18 protein-coding genes and 1 pseudogene are annotated in these 16644 nt (G+C 65.8%); 8 read left to right on the forward strand and 11 right to left on the reverse strand.

The genetic code is table 11. The annotated features are described in order from the left end of the window. A pseudogene (locus FG93_RS33435) lies at positions 1-262 on the forward strand (RES domain-containing protein); the annotation flags it as partial. Positions 263-271: 9 nt separating this feature from the next. Here the strand turns inward: FG93_RS33435 and FG93_RS29770 are convergent. Continuing rightward, positions 272-1057: an SDR family NAD(P)-dependent oxidoreductase gene (locus FG93_RS29770; RefSeq protein ID WP_043242303.1), complete on the reverse strand. Its 786-nt coding sequence runs from the start codon at positions 1055-1057 to the stop codon at positions 272-274. Positions 1058-1330: 273 nt separating this feature from the next. On the opposite strand from FG93_RS29770, the gene FG93_RS29775 reads away from it, so the two are divergent. Continuing rightward, positions 1331-1612, forward strand: coding sequence for a YkvA family protein (locus FG93_RS29775; RefSeq protein ID WP_244448777.1), 282 nt, complete (start codon positions 1331-1333; stop codon positions 1610-1612). Positions 1613-1619: 7 nt separating this feature from the next. On the opposite strand, the gene FG93_RS29780 is transcribed toward FG93_RS29775, so the two are convergent. Next, on the reverse strand, positions 1620-2594 hold the full coding sequence (locus FG93_RS29780; protein ID WP_043242306.1) for an NADPH:quinone oxidoreductase family protein: 975 nt from the start codon (positions 2592-2594) through the stop codon (positions 1620-1622). Between the two features lie 242 nt (positions 2595-2836). Between FG93_RS29780 and FG93_RS29785 the strand changes: the two genes are divergently transcribed. The 3 genes from FG93_RS29785 to FG93_RS31545 all read left to right on the forward strand — a co-directional run bounded on the left by FG93_RS29785 (position 2837) and on the right by FG93_RS31545 (position 5236). Further along, positions 2837-3430: a hypothetical protein gene (locus tag FG93_RS29785; RefSeq protein ID WP_052514374.1), complete on the forward strand. Its 594-nt coding sequence runs from the start codon at positions 2837-2839 to the stop codon at positions 3428-3430. Positions 3431-3532: 102 nt separating this feature from the next. Beyond that, on the forward strand, positions 3533-4756 hold the full coding sequence (gene rlmN / locus FG93_RS29790) for a 23S rRNA (adenine(2503)-C(2))-methyltransferase RlmN (RefSeq protein ID WP_043242307.1): 1224 nt from the start codon (positions 3533-3535) through the stop codon (positions 4754-4756). A 3-nt stretch (positions 4757-4759) separates the two neighbouring features. Then, positions 4760-5236, forward strand: a complete 477-nt coding sequence (locus FG93_RS31545; RefSeq protein WP_052514375.1) for a hypothetical protein — start codon at positions 4760-4762, stop codon at positions 5234-5236. A 200-nt stretch (positions 5237-5436) separates the two neighbouring features. Here FG93_RS31545 and ggt read toward each other — a convergent pair whose 3' ends face one another. Beyond that, positions 5437-7209: a gamma-glutamyltransferase gene (ggt, locus tag FG93_RS29800; protein ID WP_043242309.1), complete on the reverse strand. Its 1773-nt coding sequence runs from the start codon at positions 7207-7209 to the stop codon at positions 5437-5439. Between the two features lie 165 nt (positions 7210-7374). Here ggt and FG93_RS29805 point away from each other — a divergent pair, with 165 nt between their 5' ends. From FG93_RS29805 to FG93_RS29815, 3 genes are all read left to right on the forward strand, one after another. Next, positions 7375-7983 (forward strand): LemA family protein, encoded by a 609-nt coding sequence (locus tag FG93_RS29805; RefSeq protein WP_043242310.1) that lies wholly within the window; start codon positions 7375-7377, stop codon positions 7981-7983. Between the two features lie 89 nt (positions 7984-8072). Further along, on the forward strand, positions 8073-8846 hold the full coding sequence (locus tag FG93_RS29810) for a YgcG family protein (RefSeq protein WP_244448776.1): 774 nt from the start codon (positions 8073-8075) through the stop codon (positions 8844-8846). After that, the gene (locus FG93_RS29815; protein WP_052514376.1) at positions 8846-9451 is read left to right on the forward strand and encodes a TPM domain-containing protein; all 606 of its coding nucleotides are present in this window, start codon (positions 8846-8848) and stop codon (positions 9449-9451) included. The genes FG93_RS29810 and FG93_RS29815 overlap by 1 nt, the downstream gene beginning before the upstream one ends. Before the next feature lie 4 nt (positions 9452-9455). On the opposite strand, the gene FG93_RS29820 is transcribed toward FG93_RS29815, so the two are convergent. The 8 genes from FG93_RS29820 to FG93_RS29855 form a co-directional block, all read right to left on the reverse strand. Then, a complete protein-coding gene (locus FG93_RS29820; RefSeq protein WP_043242316.1) occupies positions 9456-10196 on the reverse strand; it encodes a thioredoxin family protein in 741 nt (246 codons plus the stop codon). 67 nt (positions 10197-10263) lie between these two features. Next, entirely contained in the window at positions 10264-11244 is a 981-nt protein-coding gene (locus FG93_RS29825; protein WP_081882006.1) for a lipid A biosynthesis lauroyl acyltransferase, read from the reverse strand. 103 nt (positions 11245-11347) lie between these two features. Next, a complete protein-coding gene (locus tag FG93_RS29830) occupies positions 11348-12370 on the reverse strand; it encodes a zinc-binding dehydrogenase (RefSeq protein WP_043242318.1) in 1023 nt (340 codons plus the stop codon). Between the two features lie 39 nt (positions 12371-12409). Continuing rightward, complete coding sequence (locus FG93_RS29835) at positions 12410-13156, reverse strand: SDR family NAD(P)-dependent oxidoreductase (protein WP_043242319.1); 747 nt, start codon at positions 13154-13156, stop codon at positions 12410-12412. Then, positions 13153-14436, reverse strand: a complete 1284-nt coding sequence (locus FG93_RS29840) for a beta-ketoacyl-ACP synthase (RefSeq protein ID WP_043242321.1) — start codon at positions 14434-14436, stop codon at positions 13153-13155. Before FG93_RS29840 ends, FG93_RS29835 begins: the two co-directional genes overlap by 4 nt. 10 nt (positions 14437-14446) lie before the next feature. Beyond that, positions 14447-15577: a beta-ketoacyl-ACP synthase gene (locus FG93_RS29845; RefSeq protein ID WP_043242322.1), complete on the reverse strand. Its 1131-nt coding sequence runs from the start codon at positions 15575-15577 to the stop codon at positions 14447-14449. A gap of 1 nt (position 15578) precedes the next feature. After that, positions 15579-16040 carry a 3-hydroxyacyl-ACP dehydratase FabZ family protein gene (locus FG93_RS29850; RefSeq protein WP_043242325.1) on the reverse strand — a complete coding sequence of 154 codons (462 nt, stop codon included), beginning with the start codon at positions 16038-16040 and terminating at the stop codon, positions 15579-15581. A gap of 146 nt (positions 16041-16186) precedes the next feature. Then, positions 16187-16468: an acyl carrier protein gene (locus FG93_RS29855; protein ID WP_043242327.1), complete on the reverse strand. Its 282-nt coding sequence runs from the start codon at positions 16466-16468 to the stop codon at positions 16187-16189. Between the last annotated feature and the right edge of the window lie 176 nt (positions 16469-16644).

A 16644-nucleotide genomic window follows, 5' to 3' on the forward strand; every position in this document is an offset into this window, starting at 1 on the left:
GGATGGCAAGGCCCGGCTCTCCAACCTGATGGGACAAGGCGCTCCGGATCATCTTTCGCGAACTGCAGCGCGGCTATGCCTGGATCAAGCTGCCGAACGCAGTCTTCGCCGGACGCTCGGCGCTCGACGTCCTGCTTGGTGGCGAATTGACAATGGCGCATCCCATCCCGTCCAGGGGCTCCATCTCGACCGCCATTGGGACGGGATGCGGGTGGACCTCTACCGCGACCAGACGCGCGGCGAGGTCTTCAGGATCGTTTGACGCGGCACCCTATTTCGGCGCGAGCCGGATCGCGCCATCGAGGCGGATCGCAGTGCCGTTCAGCATGTCGTTCTCGACGATGCTCCTGACCAGCGCAGCATATTCGGCGGGACGGCCGAGGCGCGAGGGGTGCGGGATCGAGGCTTCCAGCGCCTGGCGAAAATCGTCCGGTACCGACGCGAACATCGGAGTCTCGAACAGGCCGGGCATGATCGTCATGACGCGGATGCCGAGCTGGGCGAGGTCACGTGCGATCGGCAGGGTCATGCCGACAATGCCACCTTTCGAGGCGGAATAGGCCGCCTGGCCGATCTGGCCATCTTCGGCCGCGACCGAAGCCGTGCAAATGAAGACCCCGCGCCCGCCATCGGGCGTGACCGGTGGCTCTGCCGCGAGTGCGAGCGCCGAACGCGCGATCATACGGAAGGTGCCCGCAAGGTTGACGGCGAGCGTCTTCTCGAAGGTCGCGAGGTCATGGGCCACGAGTTCGCCGGTCTCGCGCTTCTTCGAGACGACGCGGCGGCCGGGGGCAATGCCGGCGCAGTTCACCAGGATGCGTTCGATGCCGTGCGCTTGACGTGCCGTGAGCAGGGCTGAATCGACCGAGGCGTCGTTGGAGACGTCGCACAGAGCGAACAGGCCTCCGATTTCGCTGGCCACCTGCTCGCCGCGCTCGGCGTTCATGTCGAAGATGGCGACCTTCACGCCCTGGGAGGCCAGCATGCGTGCGGTGCCTTCGCCGAGGCCGGATGCGCCCCCGGTGACGACGGCCGCGATGGAAGAATCGAGCTTCATGTCAGGTCCCTGTTCGCAAAAAAGGCTGGGACCAGCCTTAATCCGCGCCGTCGGCCGCTCCAAGGACGATTCTTGGCGCAACCCTTGTGCAGCCTTGCGGCCGGGGCCACATTTTCGGCGCGGGGAATGCGTATTTGCGCTGAGCCGGACTTTTCGGTCCCGCCACGGAGAGAAAGAGGAATGAGCGAGGGTTTCAGTCCGCGTTTCAGCGCCGAGGAGATGGCGGCGATCAGGCGCAGCCTGCGCGATGAAGCGCGTTTCAGCAGCGATCTGATGAGCCTTCTCAAGCGGGTCGCCAAGCGCATCCCCTTTGCCGAGGATCTGCTGGCCGCCTATTTCTGCACCCGGGATCCGGCGACACCCCGGCGTGTCCGGCTGACGCTGCTGGCCGCGCTCGGCTATTTCGTGCTGCCGGTCGATGCGATTCCCGACATCATGCCGATCCTTGGCTTCAGCGATGATGCGGCGGTGATGGCGGCTGCGATCGCCGCGGTTGCGGGGTCGATCACGCCGAAGCATCGCCAGAAGGCGCAGGAAACACTGGCGGGGCTTTGAGCCCCGTTCAGGGTGTCAGCACGATCTTGCCCTGCGCCTTGCGATCCCCGATCATCGCAAACGCTTCCGCAGCACGTTCGAGCGGGAAGGTGGCGTGGACATGGGCGCTGATGCGCCCGGCCGCGGCCCATTCGAGCAGGCGTTCCATGTTGCGGCGATGCGCCGCCGGTTCGCGCGCGACGAACTCACCCCAAAACACGCCGCGCAGGTCGCAGCTCCTCAGGAGCAGCAGGTTGAGCGGAATCTTCGGGATCGCGCCACCGGCAAAGCCGACAACGAGGTAGCGCCCCTCCCAGGCCATGGCGCGCAATGCCGGCTCGGCGAGATCGCCGCCAACCGTATCGTAGAGCACGTCGACGCCACGATTCTCCGTCAGCCGGCGCAGGCCCGCCTTCACGTCCTCGACGCTGTAGTCGATCTCCTCCTGGGCGCCGTGCTCCCGTGCCAGCGCCAGCTTCTCCGGCGAGGAGGCGCAGGCGATGACATGGCCGCCGAGCAAGGCGCCGATCTCGACGGCGGCGAGACCCGCGCCGCCGCCGGCGCCGAGAATGGCCAGGGTTTCGCCGGCCTTGAGCCCGGCCCGCTGGATGAGGCCATGCATCGCCGTGCCATAGGTCACGAAGAGCCCGGCGGCCTGCGTATCATCAAGCGTATCCGGCACGCGCACGATCGCCCGGGCCGAGACCGCGACCTTTTCGCGCGCCCCGCCATGCCCGAGCCAGGCGGCGACACGCTCGCCGATGCGCCAGCCTTCGACATCGCGGCCGATGGCGCTGATGATGCCCGCGCATTCTCCTGCTGGCGAAAAGGGCAGGGGCGGCTTGGTCTGGTAGCGATTCTGGATGATCAGCGTGTCGAAGAAGTTCAGCGCCGCCGCTTTGACGGTGATGACGACCTCGCCCGGGCCTGGCTTCGGATCCGGCAATTCACGGATCACCAGGCTTTCTGCCGGCCCGTGGGTCTCGCAAAGCAGTGCTTTCATCTCTTCGCACCGTCCTCAGCCTGGCCCGTGTCCGCGATACCATCCGGAAAGCGCTGGTCACCGCCTGTTCCAGGTGGATTGTGCCACGGCCCCGGTGCGAGCGGAACCTTGGTCGCGGCAGCGTCATATTCGCATTTTCGCCAGGATCGTGACATCCTATGGTTCAGGCATCCTTGAGGTTCCGCGCAAAATGCTTCGGAAATAGAGATGCTGTTAACATTTCTGCTGATTGATGGCGGTCGATGATTCTCAGCTACTTCCGAACCGGCGTCACCGCCACCCGGCATGCGAAACTGGCTTCGGCGCTTATTGCGCTGGCTTTGCCGTTTCTGATTTCCCCGGCCCAGGCGCAGCGAGCGCCTGCCCCCGCCCAACGCGCCGCGGCTTCAGGCCAGGCGCAGGCGATGCTGCTCGAGACTGCCGGGAAATGGCAGGCCTTCTCGTCGCAACAGGGCCGATCCAAGGTCTGCTACGCGCTTTCCAAGGCGGAATCCCGCACTCCCGCCAATCTCAAGGATGTCGAAGGCATGCTCTTCGTCTCCAGCCGCCCCACCGAAGGGGTGCGCAACGAGATCAGCCTGGTGTTGAATTTCGATCTCAAGGAAGATGTCGAGCATCAGGCAATCATCGGCAATGAGCGCTTCGCGCTGGTCGCCAAGGGCCAGAACATGTGGCTCAAGAATCCGGCCGAGGAAGGCCGCATGCTCGACGCGCTGCGCAAGGGTGCGAGCCTCGAGGTCAAAGGCATGTCGAAGCGCGGCAATCCGACCAGCGACAAATACTCGCTCGCGGGCCTCAACCAGATCGTCAAGCGCGCCGAAGACGCCTGCAAGTAATGCGGGCAGGCGGCGCATTTCCGCCGATTTCGCGCTTTAGGCGGATTATGATATGAGCCCGCCAAGCGCGGGCGCATGATGCCCGCTTGAGCTCGAGTTCCGATGTCCCTGTCCGTCCCTGCTTCCCCCGCTCCGGCGGCCGAACCCGTTTTGCGACCTGCCTCGCTGGTCGGGCGCACACGCGCCGGCCTGTCCGATGCGTTGGCTGAAATCGGCGTTCCCGAGAAGGAGCGGCGCATGCGCGTCGGCCAGCTCTGGAACTGGATCTATCATTATGGCGTCCGCGATTTCTCCGCGATGACGACGATCAGCAAGGTCTTGCGGGCTGCGCTGGCCGAGCGTTTCACGCTCGATCTGCCGGAGGTTACGGCCGAGCAGGTCTCGAGCGACGGCACACGCAAATGGCTGTTGCGGATGCCTCCGGTCGGTGCGCGCGATCGTGGCGCCGAGATCGAATGCGTCTATATCCCCGAGGTCGACCGCGGCACGCTCTGTGTCTCGAGCCAGGTCGGCTGCACGCTCAGCTGCACCTTCTGCCACACCGGTACGCAGCGCCTGGTGCGCAATCTCACCGCCGAGGAGATCGTGGCGCAGCTGATGGTGGCGCGCGATCGTCTCGGCGACTTCCCCGGGCGCACACCGCCCGAGGGCGCCTTCGTGCCGAATGATGGCGGCCGCTTCGTCTCGAACATCGTCTTCATGGGCATGGGCGAGCCGCTTTATAACTTCGACGGTGTCCGCGATGCGATCGAGGTGATCTCGGACAATGAGGGCTTGTCGCTCGGCCGCCGCCGCATAACGGTTTCGACCTCCGGCGTGGTGCCCCAGATCGAGGCCCTCGGCGCGGAGATGGGCACGATGCTGGCGATCTCGCTGCATGCCGTGCGCGACGAGCTGCGTAATGAACTGGTGCCGCTCAACAAGAAGTACCCGATCCGCGATCTGCTCGATGCCTGCCGCAATTATCCCGGGCTGTCGAACGCCAAGCGCATCACCTTCGAGTACGTGATGCTGAAGGGCGTCAACGACAGCGATGCCGAGGCACGCGAGCTCGTCAGGCTGCTCAAGGGCATTCCGGCCAAGATCAACCTGATCCCGTTCAATCCCTGGCCCGGCACCCGCTATGAATGCTCGGACTGGGACCGGATCGAGCGCTTCTCCGAGATCGTCTTCCGCGCGGGCTATGCCTCGCCGGTGCGCACACCGCGCGGGCGCGACATCCTCGCCGCCTGCGGCCAGCTCAAGAGCGAGACCGAAAAGCTCTCGGCTCGTGCCCGGCTGATGCTGGAGCAGAGCGAGGCCGAAGCTGCGGCGCTGGCGAGCTGACATATGCTGCGCTGGCTGCTGCTGATTCCCTTCGCGCTGCTCGTTGCGATGGGCTTTGGGATGTTTGCCCTGCTCATCGCCAGCGTCGTCTCGCCTGACATCGCGCTGCTGATCGGCGGCGGTTTCGAGCGTCTGCTCACAGCGCTCTTCGCCCAGGCCGAGAGCGGCTTTGATCCCGGCCCCACCGCGGAAGCCGCCTTCACGCTGCTCGGCCGGCTGGGCTTTGCAATCATGGTCGCGCCGGTCGTGCTCGTCGCGGTCGGCTCCGAGCTCTTCCGCATTCGCAGCGGGCTGATCCAGAGCGGGCTGACGGGCATGCTCGCGGCGCTGCTGCCGCTCGCCATGCTGCGGCTGTCGCGTGCACCGACGGCGACCGAGACGCAGATCATCGCGGCGCTGTTCCTGGTCGGTGCCGCCACCGGCTTCGTCTACTGGCTGATCGCGGGACGCGGCGCGGGCGGGGAGCGCCCGGTCCAGTAGGCTTAGAACCTGCTGCCATTCTCGGGCGGTGCCGCAGCGCCGCACCGAGAAGGCCTGGAGCCGGTCATGCACGGAATTCACCCGAGCATGATGCGCTGGATCCGCTAAAGCATCGGCCCGAAAAGTGGATTGCGGTTTTCGGGACAGCCGATGCAAACACAAAAAGGTTAGATCATCGGACCGGATACGAGTCCGATGATCTAATCACCGATCGCCACGCCCTCGCGCCGACCATCGGCACCGCCGACAAAGCCCTCGGGGGTCTTGACGATCGCCTGGATGCCGGAGGTCATTTCCAGCAGCCTGACCTCATGGCCCCTGGCCTCGAGCGCCGTCTTCCAGGCCTCGGCCTCGGTGCCCTTCTCAAGCTCGGTGGGGCCGTTGCGGCTGCCGAAATTGGCGAAGTCGACGGCGGCTTGCGGATCCATCTTCCAGTCCAGCAGGGCGACCAGCGTCTTGCCGACAAAGCCGATGATCTGGCTGCCACCGGGCGAGCCGACCACGGCGTAGAGCCGGCCGAAGGCATCGAATACCAGGGTAGGCGCCATCGACGAGCGCGGGCGCTTCCCGCCCTCGACGCGGTTGGCGACCGGCTTGCCCTCTTCCTCCGGCGCGAAGTTGAAATCGGTCAGCTCATTGTTGAGCAGAAAACCGCCTTTGGTCATCTGCCGCGAGCCGAAGCCGTCCTCGATCGTCGTGGTCATCGAGACCGCATTGCCATCGGCATCGATCACCGAGATATGGCTCGTGCCGTTCTCGATGCCGTCCGAGGGGGCAAAGAGCTGAGCCCGCTTGTTGGGGGGATCGCCGGCCTTGGCGCGGCCCATCGACTTGTCGGGACTGACGAGCCCGGCCCGCGAGCGGATGTAATCGCGGTCGATCAAGCCGCTGACGGGCACGCTGACGAAGGCCGGGTCGGCGAGGAAGAGCGCGCGATCGGCGAAGGCGAGGCGACCTGCCTCGCTGAACCAGTGTGCACTCTCGGCCGAGGGGCCAAGGCGGGCCATATTCTGGGTTTCGAGCACGCCGAGCATCTGCTGGACGGCGATCGCGCCGGAGCTCGGCGGCCCCATGCCGCAAATCCGCCAGACCCGATAGGAGCCGCAGACCGCCTCTCGCTCCTCGACCTTGTAGGCCTGCAGATCGGCCAGCGTCATATCGCCGGGATTGGTCTTGTGGCCGGTTACGGTCGAGATGATGTCCTCGGCGATCGGCCCGGCGTAGAAGGCGTCGGAGCCTGTCTCGGCGATGGCGCGAAGCGTTGCGGCGAAGGCCGGATTCTTCAGGACCGTGCCGACCGCCTTGGCCTTGCCGTCCGGCTCATAGAAATAGGCGGCGGCGCGCGGGTCCTTTGCGAGATTGGTTTCGCCGGAGAGCAGGCCGTTGAGGCGCGGCGAGATCGTGAAGCCGTCTTCCGCCAGCTTGATCGCCGGGGCCATGACGGTGGCCCAAGGCAGCCTTCCCCAGCGCCTGTGAGCCTCCCCCAGCAGCTTGACCGTGCCGGGCACGCCGACCGAACGGCCGCCGACAACCGCGTCGATGAACTTCATCGGCTTGCCGTCGGGGCCGATGAAACGGTCGGGCTTCGCGGTCTGCGGAGCCCTCTCGCGGCCGTCCAGCGTGACGAGTATTCGTCCGGCCTCGTCCCAGTGCACGAAGAAAGCACCGCCACCGATACCCGAGCTCTGCGGCTCGACCAGATTGAGCACGAGCTGGATCGCGATCGCAGCGTCTGTGGCGCTACCGCCGGCGCGCAGGATGTCGCGGCCGGCGCTGGCCGCGAGCGGATTGGCGGCGGCCGCCATGTAGCGCTGCGCGGTGCCGGCGGACTTGGCGATGCGGCCGGTCGCGGCTTCGGGAGCGGGAGCTAAGGGCTGTGAGCTCGCGGCTCCTGCCCAGAAGGCGCTTGCCGCCGCCAGCGCAAGGAGGGTTGATCGTCCGGCGCGTCGTGATTTGGAGAAGGAGAGGTTCATGCTGGCGATCTCCTGCTGCGGGCTGACCTCATCCCATCAGCGGAAAGGCTGCGGTGCAAGGTCCAGATAACGCAACGGGTGATTGTGCGAGCTGCCTTTCACCCGCTCGAGCGGAACGCTAAGCTCCGAATCGATCGCTCGATCACTGCCGAAAGGGGCATCGACATGTCGTTCGCGCTCTCCACCGTTCGTCGCCGCAGCCTTGCACTAGCGGCCGTCACGCTCTTCGGCCTCGTGCTCGCGGGATGCGGCATCAACAATGTGCCGACGCTCGAGGAGAGGGCCAAGGCGGCCTGGAGCGAAGTCCAGAATCAGTATCAGCGCCGCGCCGACCTCATCCCCAATCTGGTCGAGACCGTGAAGGGCTACGCTTCGCAGGAGCGCGAGGTGCTGACCCAGGTGATCGAGGCGCGCGCCAGGGCGACGCAGGTCAAGGTTGACGCTTCGACCATCACCGATCCGGCGAAGTTCAAGGAGTATCAGGATGCGCAGAATGCCCTGACGGGTGCTCTGGGGCGACTCCTGGTCACGGTTGAGCGCTATCCGGAACTCAAGTCGAACCAGAACTTCCTCGCCCTGCAGTCTCAGCTCGAAGGCACCGAAAACCGCGTTGCGGTTGCCCGGCGCGACTACATCCAGACGGTGCAGAGCTTCAATACCGAGATCCGCACCTTCCCCGGCGTGATCTGGGCGCGGCTGTTCTGGGGCGCCAAGGCGATGGAAACCTTCTCCGCGGCGGCGGGCGCAGAGAAGCCGCCGGAGGTGAAGTTCTAAGGGCGCCTGGAGTGCCCCGGCTCGCTCACGAAACAGGCCGGGCAGCCCCTCTTCCAAACGGGAGAGGGGTTCTCCGTTATGTCGCTCTGTTGCTCTTCCTGCTCTCGGCCGGCTTCGCGCTCGCTGCCGAGCCCAGTTTCCCCACCTTGACCGGCCGCATCGTCGACAACGCCAATCTCCTCGCTGCCGAGGCGCGCATCCGCATCGAGCAGAAGCTGCAGGCCCATGAGGCGAAGACGAGCGATCAGGTCGTGGTTGCGACCTTGCCCTCGCTCCAGGGCTACGCGATCGAGGATTTCAGCAATCGCCTGTTCCGGCATTGGCAGCTCGGCGAGAAGGCCAGGAACAACGGCGTGCTGCTACTCGTCGCGCCGAACGAACGCAAGGTCCGCATCGAGGTCGGTTATGGGCTGGAGGGCGCGCTCACGGATGCGCTCTCGAAGGTCATCATCACCACCGCAGTGGCACCGAAATTCAAGACGGGCGATTTTGCCGGCGGCATCGAGGGCGGCGTCGACGCGATCCTGAGCATTCTCGCCGGTGATGCCGAGGAATGGCAGCGCCGTGCGACCGTCCGCAGTGACGAGAGCAGCTTTGCGGAGGATATTGCCGTCATTCTGGTGATGTTCTTCATCTTCATCATCGTGGTCAGCATCCTGCGTGGGCTGAACCAGCAAGGCGGTAGGCGCAGGCACCGGATGCGCGATGGCCGCTGGGTGACGCTGCCCCCGACCAGTTCGGGCTGGGGGACCGGCTCCGGTTCCGGCTGGAGCGGCGGCGGCGGCTGGGGTTCGGGCTCGGGCGGAGGCTTTTCAGGCGGTGGAGGCTCGTCGGGCGGCGGCGGCGCTTCGGGGGATTGGTGATGGATACGCAAGACCAAGAGGCGATCGCGGACGCGGTCCGGCAGGCAGAAAGCCTGACCTCCGGCGAGATCGTCGTGGTGATCGATCGCGCTGCAAGCAGCTACCGCACCGTGCCGCTGGTGATGGCGCTGGTGCTTTCTCTGTTCGTGCCCTGGCCGTTGCTGATGCTGACCGCAACCAGCGCTCCGCGGATCTTCCTGATCCAGCTCATCTGCGCGGCGATTCTGATGGTGACGCTGCTCTGGTATGGGCGTGGCGGACGCTTCGTGCCGGGATTCATCAAGCGCCGGCGCGCGCATGATGTGGCCCTGCGGGAGTTCACGGCGCGCGGGCTCTCCCGGACGCGCGGGCGCACCGGCATCCTGCTCTACATCGCCCTGCAGGAGCGCTATGCCGAAATCGTCGCGGATAGCGCGATCGACGAGACGATCGATCAGGCGGTCTGGCGCGGCATCATCGAGCCCCTGCTCGTGGCGGCGAAGGAAGACCGCCTGCGCGAAGGCCTGATCGATGCGGTTGGCGCTGTCGGCAGCGTTCTTGCCCGCCATGCGCCGCCGGCGGCGGACGACGTCGACGAGTTGCCGAACAAGGTGGTCCTGCTCTGAAACCTCAGCGCGGGCTGCGCGCGGCGCCCAGAATCACCCGATTGGGCTGATCGCCCTGCACCAGCACGACGTAAGCGTCGGCATTCGGGAGTTGCGCCGTCGCAAGTGGAACCGACATCGTCGTTGCTGCTCCGGTCCATTCGCCAACCCTTACGATGCCGCGCACGACATTGGCGTAGGTAATCGATTTGCCTTTGTTCTCGCCGCGTTCGATGGGAACCGTGACGAGACGCGAGATCGGCACCAGCCAGACGCCGCCGCCGCGCTCGCTGCCGGATCCTGTGGGATCGAGCTTGATGCTCACGTTTCCGGCGGCTTCGGACAGGGTGACCGAGACCGGCAGAGCCGGGCTTGCCTGATCCTTGAGCGATCGCTCGATCTGGGCCTTGTCGGAGCCGACCATGTGGGCAGCGCCATTGATCACGGCCTGGGGGGTGTAGATCTGGCCGTCGCCGCGACCCTTGGCGTAGTATTTCTGGCGCTTGCTGAAAACATCCTGGCCGAGCGTGTCCTTCCAGCCGAGATAATCCCAATAGGTTACCGGCAAGGTGAGGGCGATCAGGCTTGGATCCTTAGCCAGCTCGACGAAGAGCGCATCGGCTGCGGGGCATGACGAGCAGCCCTGGCTGGTGAAAAGTTCGATCACTGCCCTTGGGGGTTTGGCCGGTGTCTGGGCAAGCGCTATCGCGCCGCCAAACGTCAGGGCAGCAAGGAGGGCAGAAAAGGCGCGTATCCGGCGGGTCATTCTCGAAACTCGGCTTCAAGCTGACGGCGAGATGTTACCAAAGCGCTCAATAAGCCTCACTTGGAAATCACGTTGCCTTGAATTTGGGCTGCGGCCAGGTCGTATCCCCGTAATTCGCCAGCGCGGCCGCCTTGATCATGTTCGGGCGCCAGCGCCGGTGCATCCAGAGCCATTGTTCGGGGTGCTCGCGTACCCAGCCTTCAACCACGGCGGTCATCATCGCCATGGCATCTGTCACGTCGATCTCGCCGGCTTCGTCGCGTGGCAGGTCGAGCGCTGGCGTCAGTTCCAGCCGGAAGCGCTGCCCCGGCAGCCGGATGACCCGCACGCCATGGACCGGGCAGTCGAACCGGCGTGCGAACTTGCCGAGGATCGGGTTGGTCAGGGCCGGACGGCCGAGGAAAGGGACCACCACGCCCCGCGTGAAATGCTGGTCGATCAGCATGCCGAGATGGCCGCCCTTCTCGAGCACGCCCTGCATCGCGAAGGCAGCACCCTGCTTCGCTGCGGCAAGCCCGCCCATGGCGCCCGAGCGAATCTCGTGCACCACATTGGCGATCGCCGGGTCATTCGGGGCGCGGAAGACAGCAGTGGTGTCGAGCTTGTAGGCCGCGGCGCAGATCGCCGGGAGCTCCCAGTTGGCGAGATGCGCCGAGAAGATCAGCCCAGGCTTCTCGTCATCCTTCAGTGCAACGAAATGCTCGATGCCGGAGACCTCGACCCGCGAGGGAGCGTCCCGGTTGTCGTCGTCATAGTCGAAGAGGGTCTTGAGATGCGCATACTCGGCGGCGGTGCGGCCGAGATTCTCCCAGGCCCCCCGGGCAATCGCCCGGACTTCGGCCTCGTTCTTCTCCGGGAAGGCGGCGCGGATATTGGCCAGTGCGACGCGGTTGACCGGAATCAGCGGGCTGACGCTGCGCAGCAGCCAGCCTCCCAGATCACTGGCGCGCTCCGGCCCGAGCAGGCGCAGGAAGCCGAACAGCGCGCGGATCAGGCCGATCATGACGGCCGCGACGAGCCGGCCGGCGAAGTGCTTCAAACGTCTCAATGCCGCGAGGGCCTCTTTCCGAAGAGCCGGAAAGGCCCGGCGCCAGCCGCGCGACTTGCGTCAGGAATACGCGGCGGTCAAGTCCGGTACGCGAATCCCGGGCTCAGAAGGCGACGATGACCTTGCCGAAGACCTTGCGTCCCTCAAGCCGGGCGAGACCTTTCTCGAAATCCTCGAGCGGGAAGACCGAGTCGATCACCGGCTTCATGCCGCCTGCCATCTTCTCGAGCGACTGCGCGATGTTCTCGATGCGGCAGCCGAAGGAGCCGAAGATGCGGTATTGCTGCTGGAAGAGCTGCATCAGGTTCATCGTGGTCGAGGGGCCCGACGTCGCGCCGCAGGTGACGAGCCTGCCGCCGCGCTTCAGGCAAAGCAGCGAGCCATTCCAGGTATCGGCGCCGACATGTTCGAAGACGACATCGACGCCCTTGCGCTTGGTGAGCTGGCGCACTTCGCCCTCGAAGCGCTCGGTCTTGTAGTTGACGACGAAATCGGCGCCGAGCGCCTTGGCCTTGGCGCCCTTCTCGTCATCGCCGACGGTGGTGTAGACGGTGCATCCGATCGCCTTGGCCATCAGGATCGCGGCGGTGCCGATGCCGGAGCCGCCGGCATGGACGAGGATGGATTCACCCGGCTCCAGCTTGGCATTGTCGAAGAGCATGTGCTGAACAGTGCCGAAGCCGATCGGCGCGCAGGCGGCGTCCTCGAAGGACACTCCTTTCGGCGCCTTGATCACGAGGCGCTCGGGTCGGTTGATCAGCTCGCGGGCGAAACCGTCGATATGGAAGCCCATGATGCCGGCGACGTTCTCGCAAAGATTGTCGCGTCCCTCGCGGCAGGCCTTGCAGTGGCCGCAGGTCTCGGCGCCGTACATGGTGACGGTGTCGCCCTCCCGGAAGCGGCTGACACCTTCGCCGACAGCCACAACCTCGCCTGCGGCCTCGACCCCGGCCGCTTGAGGCATCTTGCGCTTGGCGAAGGCCATCCCGCGGAAACCCCAGACATCGAGATAGTTCAAGCCGACGGCGCGCACGCGAATCTGCACCTCGCCGGCGGCGGGTGGCGGCGGCGGGTCGATTTCGGTCAGGCGCAGGTCACGGTCGCCGAAGAGCTGGAGGGAACGCATGTCGAGCCTTTCAAATACGCGTCTGCCGGCTGAGCGCGCTCAGCGATGCACGCCGAGCTGTGCCGTCAGGCCGCCGTCGATGGGCAGGACGGTGCCGGTGATATAGGCCGCCGGAGGGCTCATCAGGAAGGTGGCGAGTCCGGCGATCTCCTCGGGCTTCGCGAAGCGGCCGGCGGGGATCTGGCTTTCCATCTTTTCCCGATAGGCGGCGTAGGGTGCCATCATGTCGGTATCGATGAAGCCGGGTGCGATCACGTTGACGGTGACACCGCGCTTGCCGGTTTCGACGGCCAGCGTGTTGGCGTAGGAAATCAGCGCGCCCTTCGAGGCGGCATAGGCGGCGTTGCCCGGATTGCCGCGCAGCGCGGCCACCGATCCGATCGCGACGATGCGTCCGCTGCGAGCGCGGAGCATGCCGCGCATCAGGCTCTTGGCCAGGCGCGTGAAGGCCCAGAAATTGACCTGCATGGTCGCTTCGGCCCTGTCCTGCACCATCATCGCTGCGAGCGAGTCATAGGGCTGCCCGGCATTGTGGATGAAGCCGAAATAGCTGTCGCCCTCGACCGTCTCGCAGAATGCGTCCAGGGCCGGCTTGTCGGCAAGATCGAGCGGCAGAGCGCGAACGACGTGGCCGGGATGGCCTGCGCCGATCTCGGCTGCGAGCGCAAGCGCCTGATCGGCCGAGGACCGATAGGTGAAATCGACATCATGCCCTGCGGCTGCAAGCGCGCGCACGATCTCAGCGCCAACGCCCTTGGCGCCGCCGGTGACGAGAATGCGGGTCATGCCGTCTCCGGGGGGGCGGTCAGCACGAGACAGGTGTTCTGCCCGCCAAAGCCGAAGGAATTGGAGATGACGGTCCTGACCTTGGCGTCGCGCGCCGTATTCGGCACGACATCGAGCGCAATCGCGGCGTCAGGCTGGTTGTAGTTGATCGTTGGCGGAATGCGGCCATTGGCGATGGTCAGGAGCGAGATCACCGCCTCGACTGCACCAGCGGCCGTCAGCGTATGGCCGATCATCGACTTGTTCGATGAGATCGGCAGGCGCGCCATGCGCTCGCCGAAGACGGCGGAGCAGCTCATCGCCTCCATCTTGTCATTCTCGGGCGTCGAGGTGCCATGCGCGTTGATATAGTCGACATCATCCGGCGTCAGCCCGGCATCGGCCAGCGCATCCTGCATGGCGAGGATCGCGGGCTTGCCGTCCGGGCTCGAACGCGTGCGGTGGAAGCCGTCGCCGCGCTCGCCGCAACCGGCAACGATGCCGAGGATGGTCGCGCCCCGCGCCAGGGCGTGGTCGTAATCCTCCAGGACCAGCGCCCCGGCCCCTTCGCCCATGACGAAGCCGTCGCGGTTCTTGGAAAAGGGCTTGGATGCGCCTTCCGGCGGATCGTTCTGGGTCGACAAGGCCGAGAGCAGCGAGAAGCGGATCAACGCCTCGGCATGGACCGAGCCGTCAGTGCCGACGCAGAGTGCGGCGGTGGTCTCGCCGCGCCGGATCGCCTCGACGCCCATCTGGATGGCGGTCGCGCCGGAGGAGCAGGCGGTCGAGAGCGAGATCGGCGACCCCCTGGTACCAAACCGATCGGCGATGTGATCGGCGACGCCCCCGAACAGGAAGAGCTCATGCATCGGCTTGTGTTTGTGCGTGGCGGCGGCGCGCAGCAATCCGTCATAATCGACGTCGCCGTCGATGGCTTGCGCCAGCTCCTGCTTCTGCGGCCATTCCATCTCGACCGGAGGAACGGCCATGAAGAGCTCGCCGGGAAAATCACCATCCGAGCCGAGTCCGCTCTGGTTCACGGCTTCCTCTGCGGCGAGCGTCGCGAGCTTTTCGGAGAGCTGAGGCGCCGTGAAGGGCGCATCGAAGAGGAAATCGACCGTGCCGGCGATGGTCGTGCGCAGCCCGTCGATCGGAAAGCGCTCGATGCGGTGGATGCCCGAGCGGCCGGCGGTCAGCGCCTCCCAGTTGGTCCGCTTGCCCTGGCCGAGCGAGGTGACGACACCCAACCCGGTGACGGCGACGACGGGGCGGCCCTTGGAGTCGCGATGCTGTGCGCTCATGGCGATGTCCTCACGCTTTCACGAGGCGCGCCGCGCCTTCTCCGCGCCAATGGCCGGCGCCGGTCACGATCGCTTCGCTTGCCTGGCCATTGGCAAGGGCGATGGCGGCAAGGGCAACCGAAATGGGGAATGCAGCCTCGAGAGCGTGGCCGACGAGATCGCCGGTCGCAACGCGCTTTGCCGCTGGCAGGCTGGCGATGGCCGATGCTTCTTCGGCGGTGATACCGGCGGCGCCGGTTGCCGCCGAGATGACGAGCGGCGAGGACGACACCGTGCCGAAGCCGGCAACCAGTTTGCGCAACGAAGCGTCGACCGCGCCCTGCTCGCTGCGGCGCGAGCGGGCGGCCGCGACTTGGCTGAGGCGGGCAAGAACCTTTGCGCCACGGGCCTTGGCGCGCTCGGCCGATTCGAGGACGAGGAATGCTGCGGCGCTGCCGGTGATCAGTCCTGGCTCATCTGCCCGTTCAAACACGGGTGCGAAATCATCCTTGCGCAAATAGCCCCCGGCCTCGAGCAGCAGCAGCATGTCCCGACGCTCGGCATTGTAGGCGCCGCCTACCAGCATGACGTCCGCCTGGCTGGAGGCGACGCGGGCATGGGCCGTGCGGATGGCGTCGACGCCGGCCTGCTCTTCGCCCATGAAGGTGCGCGAGGCGCCGGTGACGCCGTGGACGATCGCGATATTGCCGGCAAGAAGATTGGAGAGCTGCGCCAGGAAGAGCGTCGGGCGCAGGTCGCCCATCAGCCGCTCGTTCAGGAAGGCGCCAGGCTGGTTGGCGCCGCGCAAGCCGGTCAGGATCGCGGAATCGACCGCATGATCGCGTTCGCCACCACCGGCCGCGACGATGACCTGGAGCTCGCTCTTGGCTTCAGCGTCGTCCTTCAGGCCGGCAGCATCGAGGGCAAGGCCGGCGGCATAGACGCCAAGCCGCTGCCATGGCTCCATCTGACGCTGGTCGGATTTCTTCGGAATCTGCCGGTCGAGTTCGAGCGGCTTCAGCCGGTGCACGGGATAGGGGGCGAAACTCTCCGTATCGACCACCGGTGCAACGGAGGAGGCCAGAGCGGCCGCATGCGTCTCGATGCCTTCGCCCAGGCTGGAGGCCAGCCCGATGCCGGTGATGACGACGTCACGTATCATGTCAGTTCCGTTCCGGGACGAGGCCGATCGCCGCGATCCGTTGCTCCATCAACGTCCGCATGTCGGCCGGGAACGGCATCAGGCGGAAACGCAGCTCGGCATCGCAGATCGGCTTGCCGTCGATCGCGATCCTTGCCTTGGTGGCGGCATAGCCCGAGCCCGCGTGAACGAGCTCGGCGCTGACTTCCAGCACTGCATCAGGTTCGACGAAGGTACGGAAGCGCGCCTTGTCGACCATCATCAGAAACGGCATCTGCTGCAACCCGTTGAGCGCGAGCAGAAGGTAGCCGGAAGCCTGGGCCATGGTCTCGGTGAGCAGGACGCCGGGTACAAGCGGGTGGCCGGGGAAATGCCCCTCGAAAACGGGGCTTGCGCTCGGCACGGTCGAACGTGTGGCGATGCGCTTCTGCGACGGATCGAAGGTCACGACCGCGTCGATCATGTCGAAATATTCGAGGCGCATGCGGGTCCTGACCGGGTGGCGAGCAACAGATGCGCCGAGCGGGCGAGGGATCGCCCGGCTCGGCTGCATCATGCTCTATCGGGAGAGGGTGTCCGTCTCAAGGCCGCCTCGCGATTTCATCGAAGCGGCGGCCTTGCGAGCGAAATTCAGGCCTTCTTGGCAGCGACAAGGTCGTCGATGCGCTGGCACAGGTTCTCAAGTACGAAATACTGCTCGGCCGGCGCCTTGCCTTCGTTGACCTCCTGGGTCCACTGCTCGAGCGGCAACTTGATGCCGAAAGCCTTGTCGATCGCGAAGGCGATGTCGAGGAAAGCCAGCGAGTCGATGCCGAGATCTTCGATGGCGTGGCTCTGGGGCGTGATCTTCTCGCGAGGAATATCGCAGGTCTCCGAAATGATACCGGCGACCGTCTCGAACGTGGCGGACATGCGGGTGCTCCCGTCGTCTTGGATTGTGGCGGCGGACATCCGGGCGCGCTGGCGCGCGCCTGCCCCAAGCCCCCCGCCAAGGATGGCTGTGACGCCCCATTACACCTACGCCTGCGCGAGGACAACTGGAGGCGCCGAAAGGCGAAACAGGGCCGGCCAGAGGCCGACCCTGCGTG

It is taken from the genome of Allobosea sp. LC85 (assembly GCF_000735605.1).
Classification (GTDB): Bacteria; Pseudomonadota; Alphaproteobacteria; order Rhizobiales; family Beijerinckiaceae; genus Allobosea.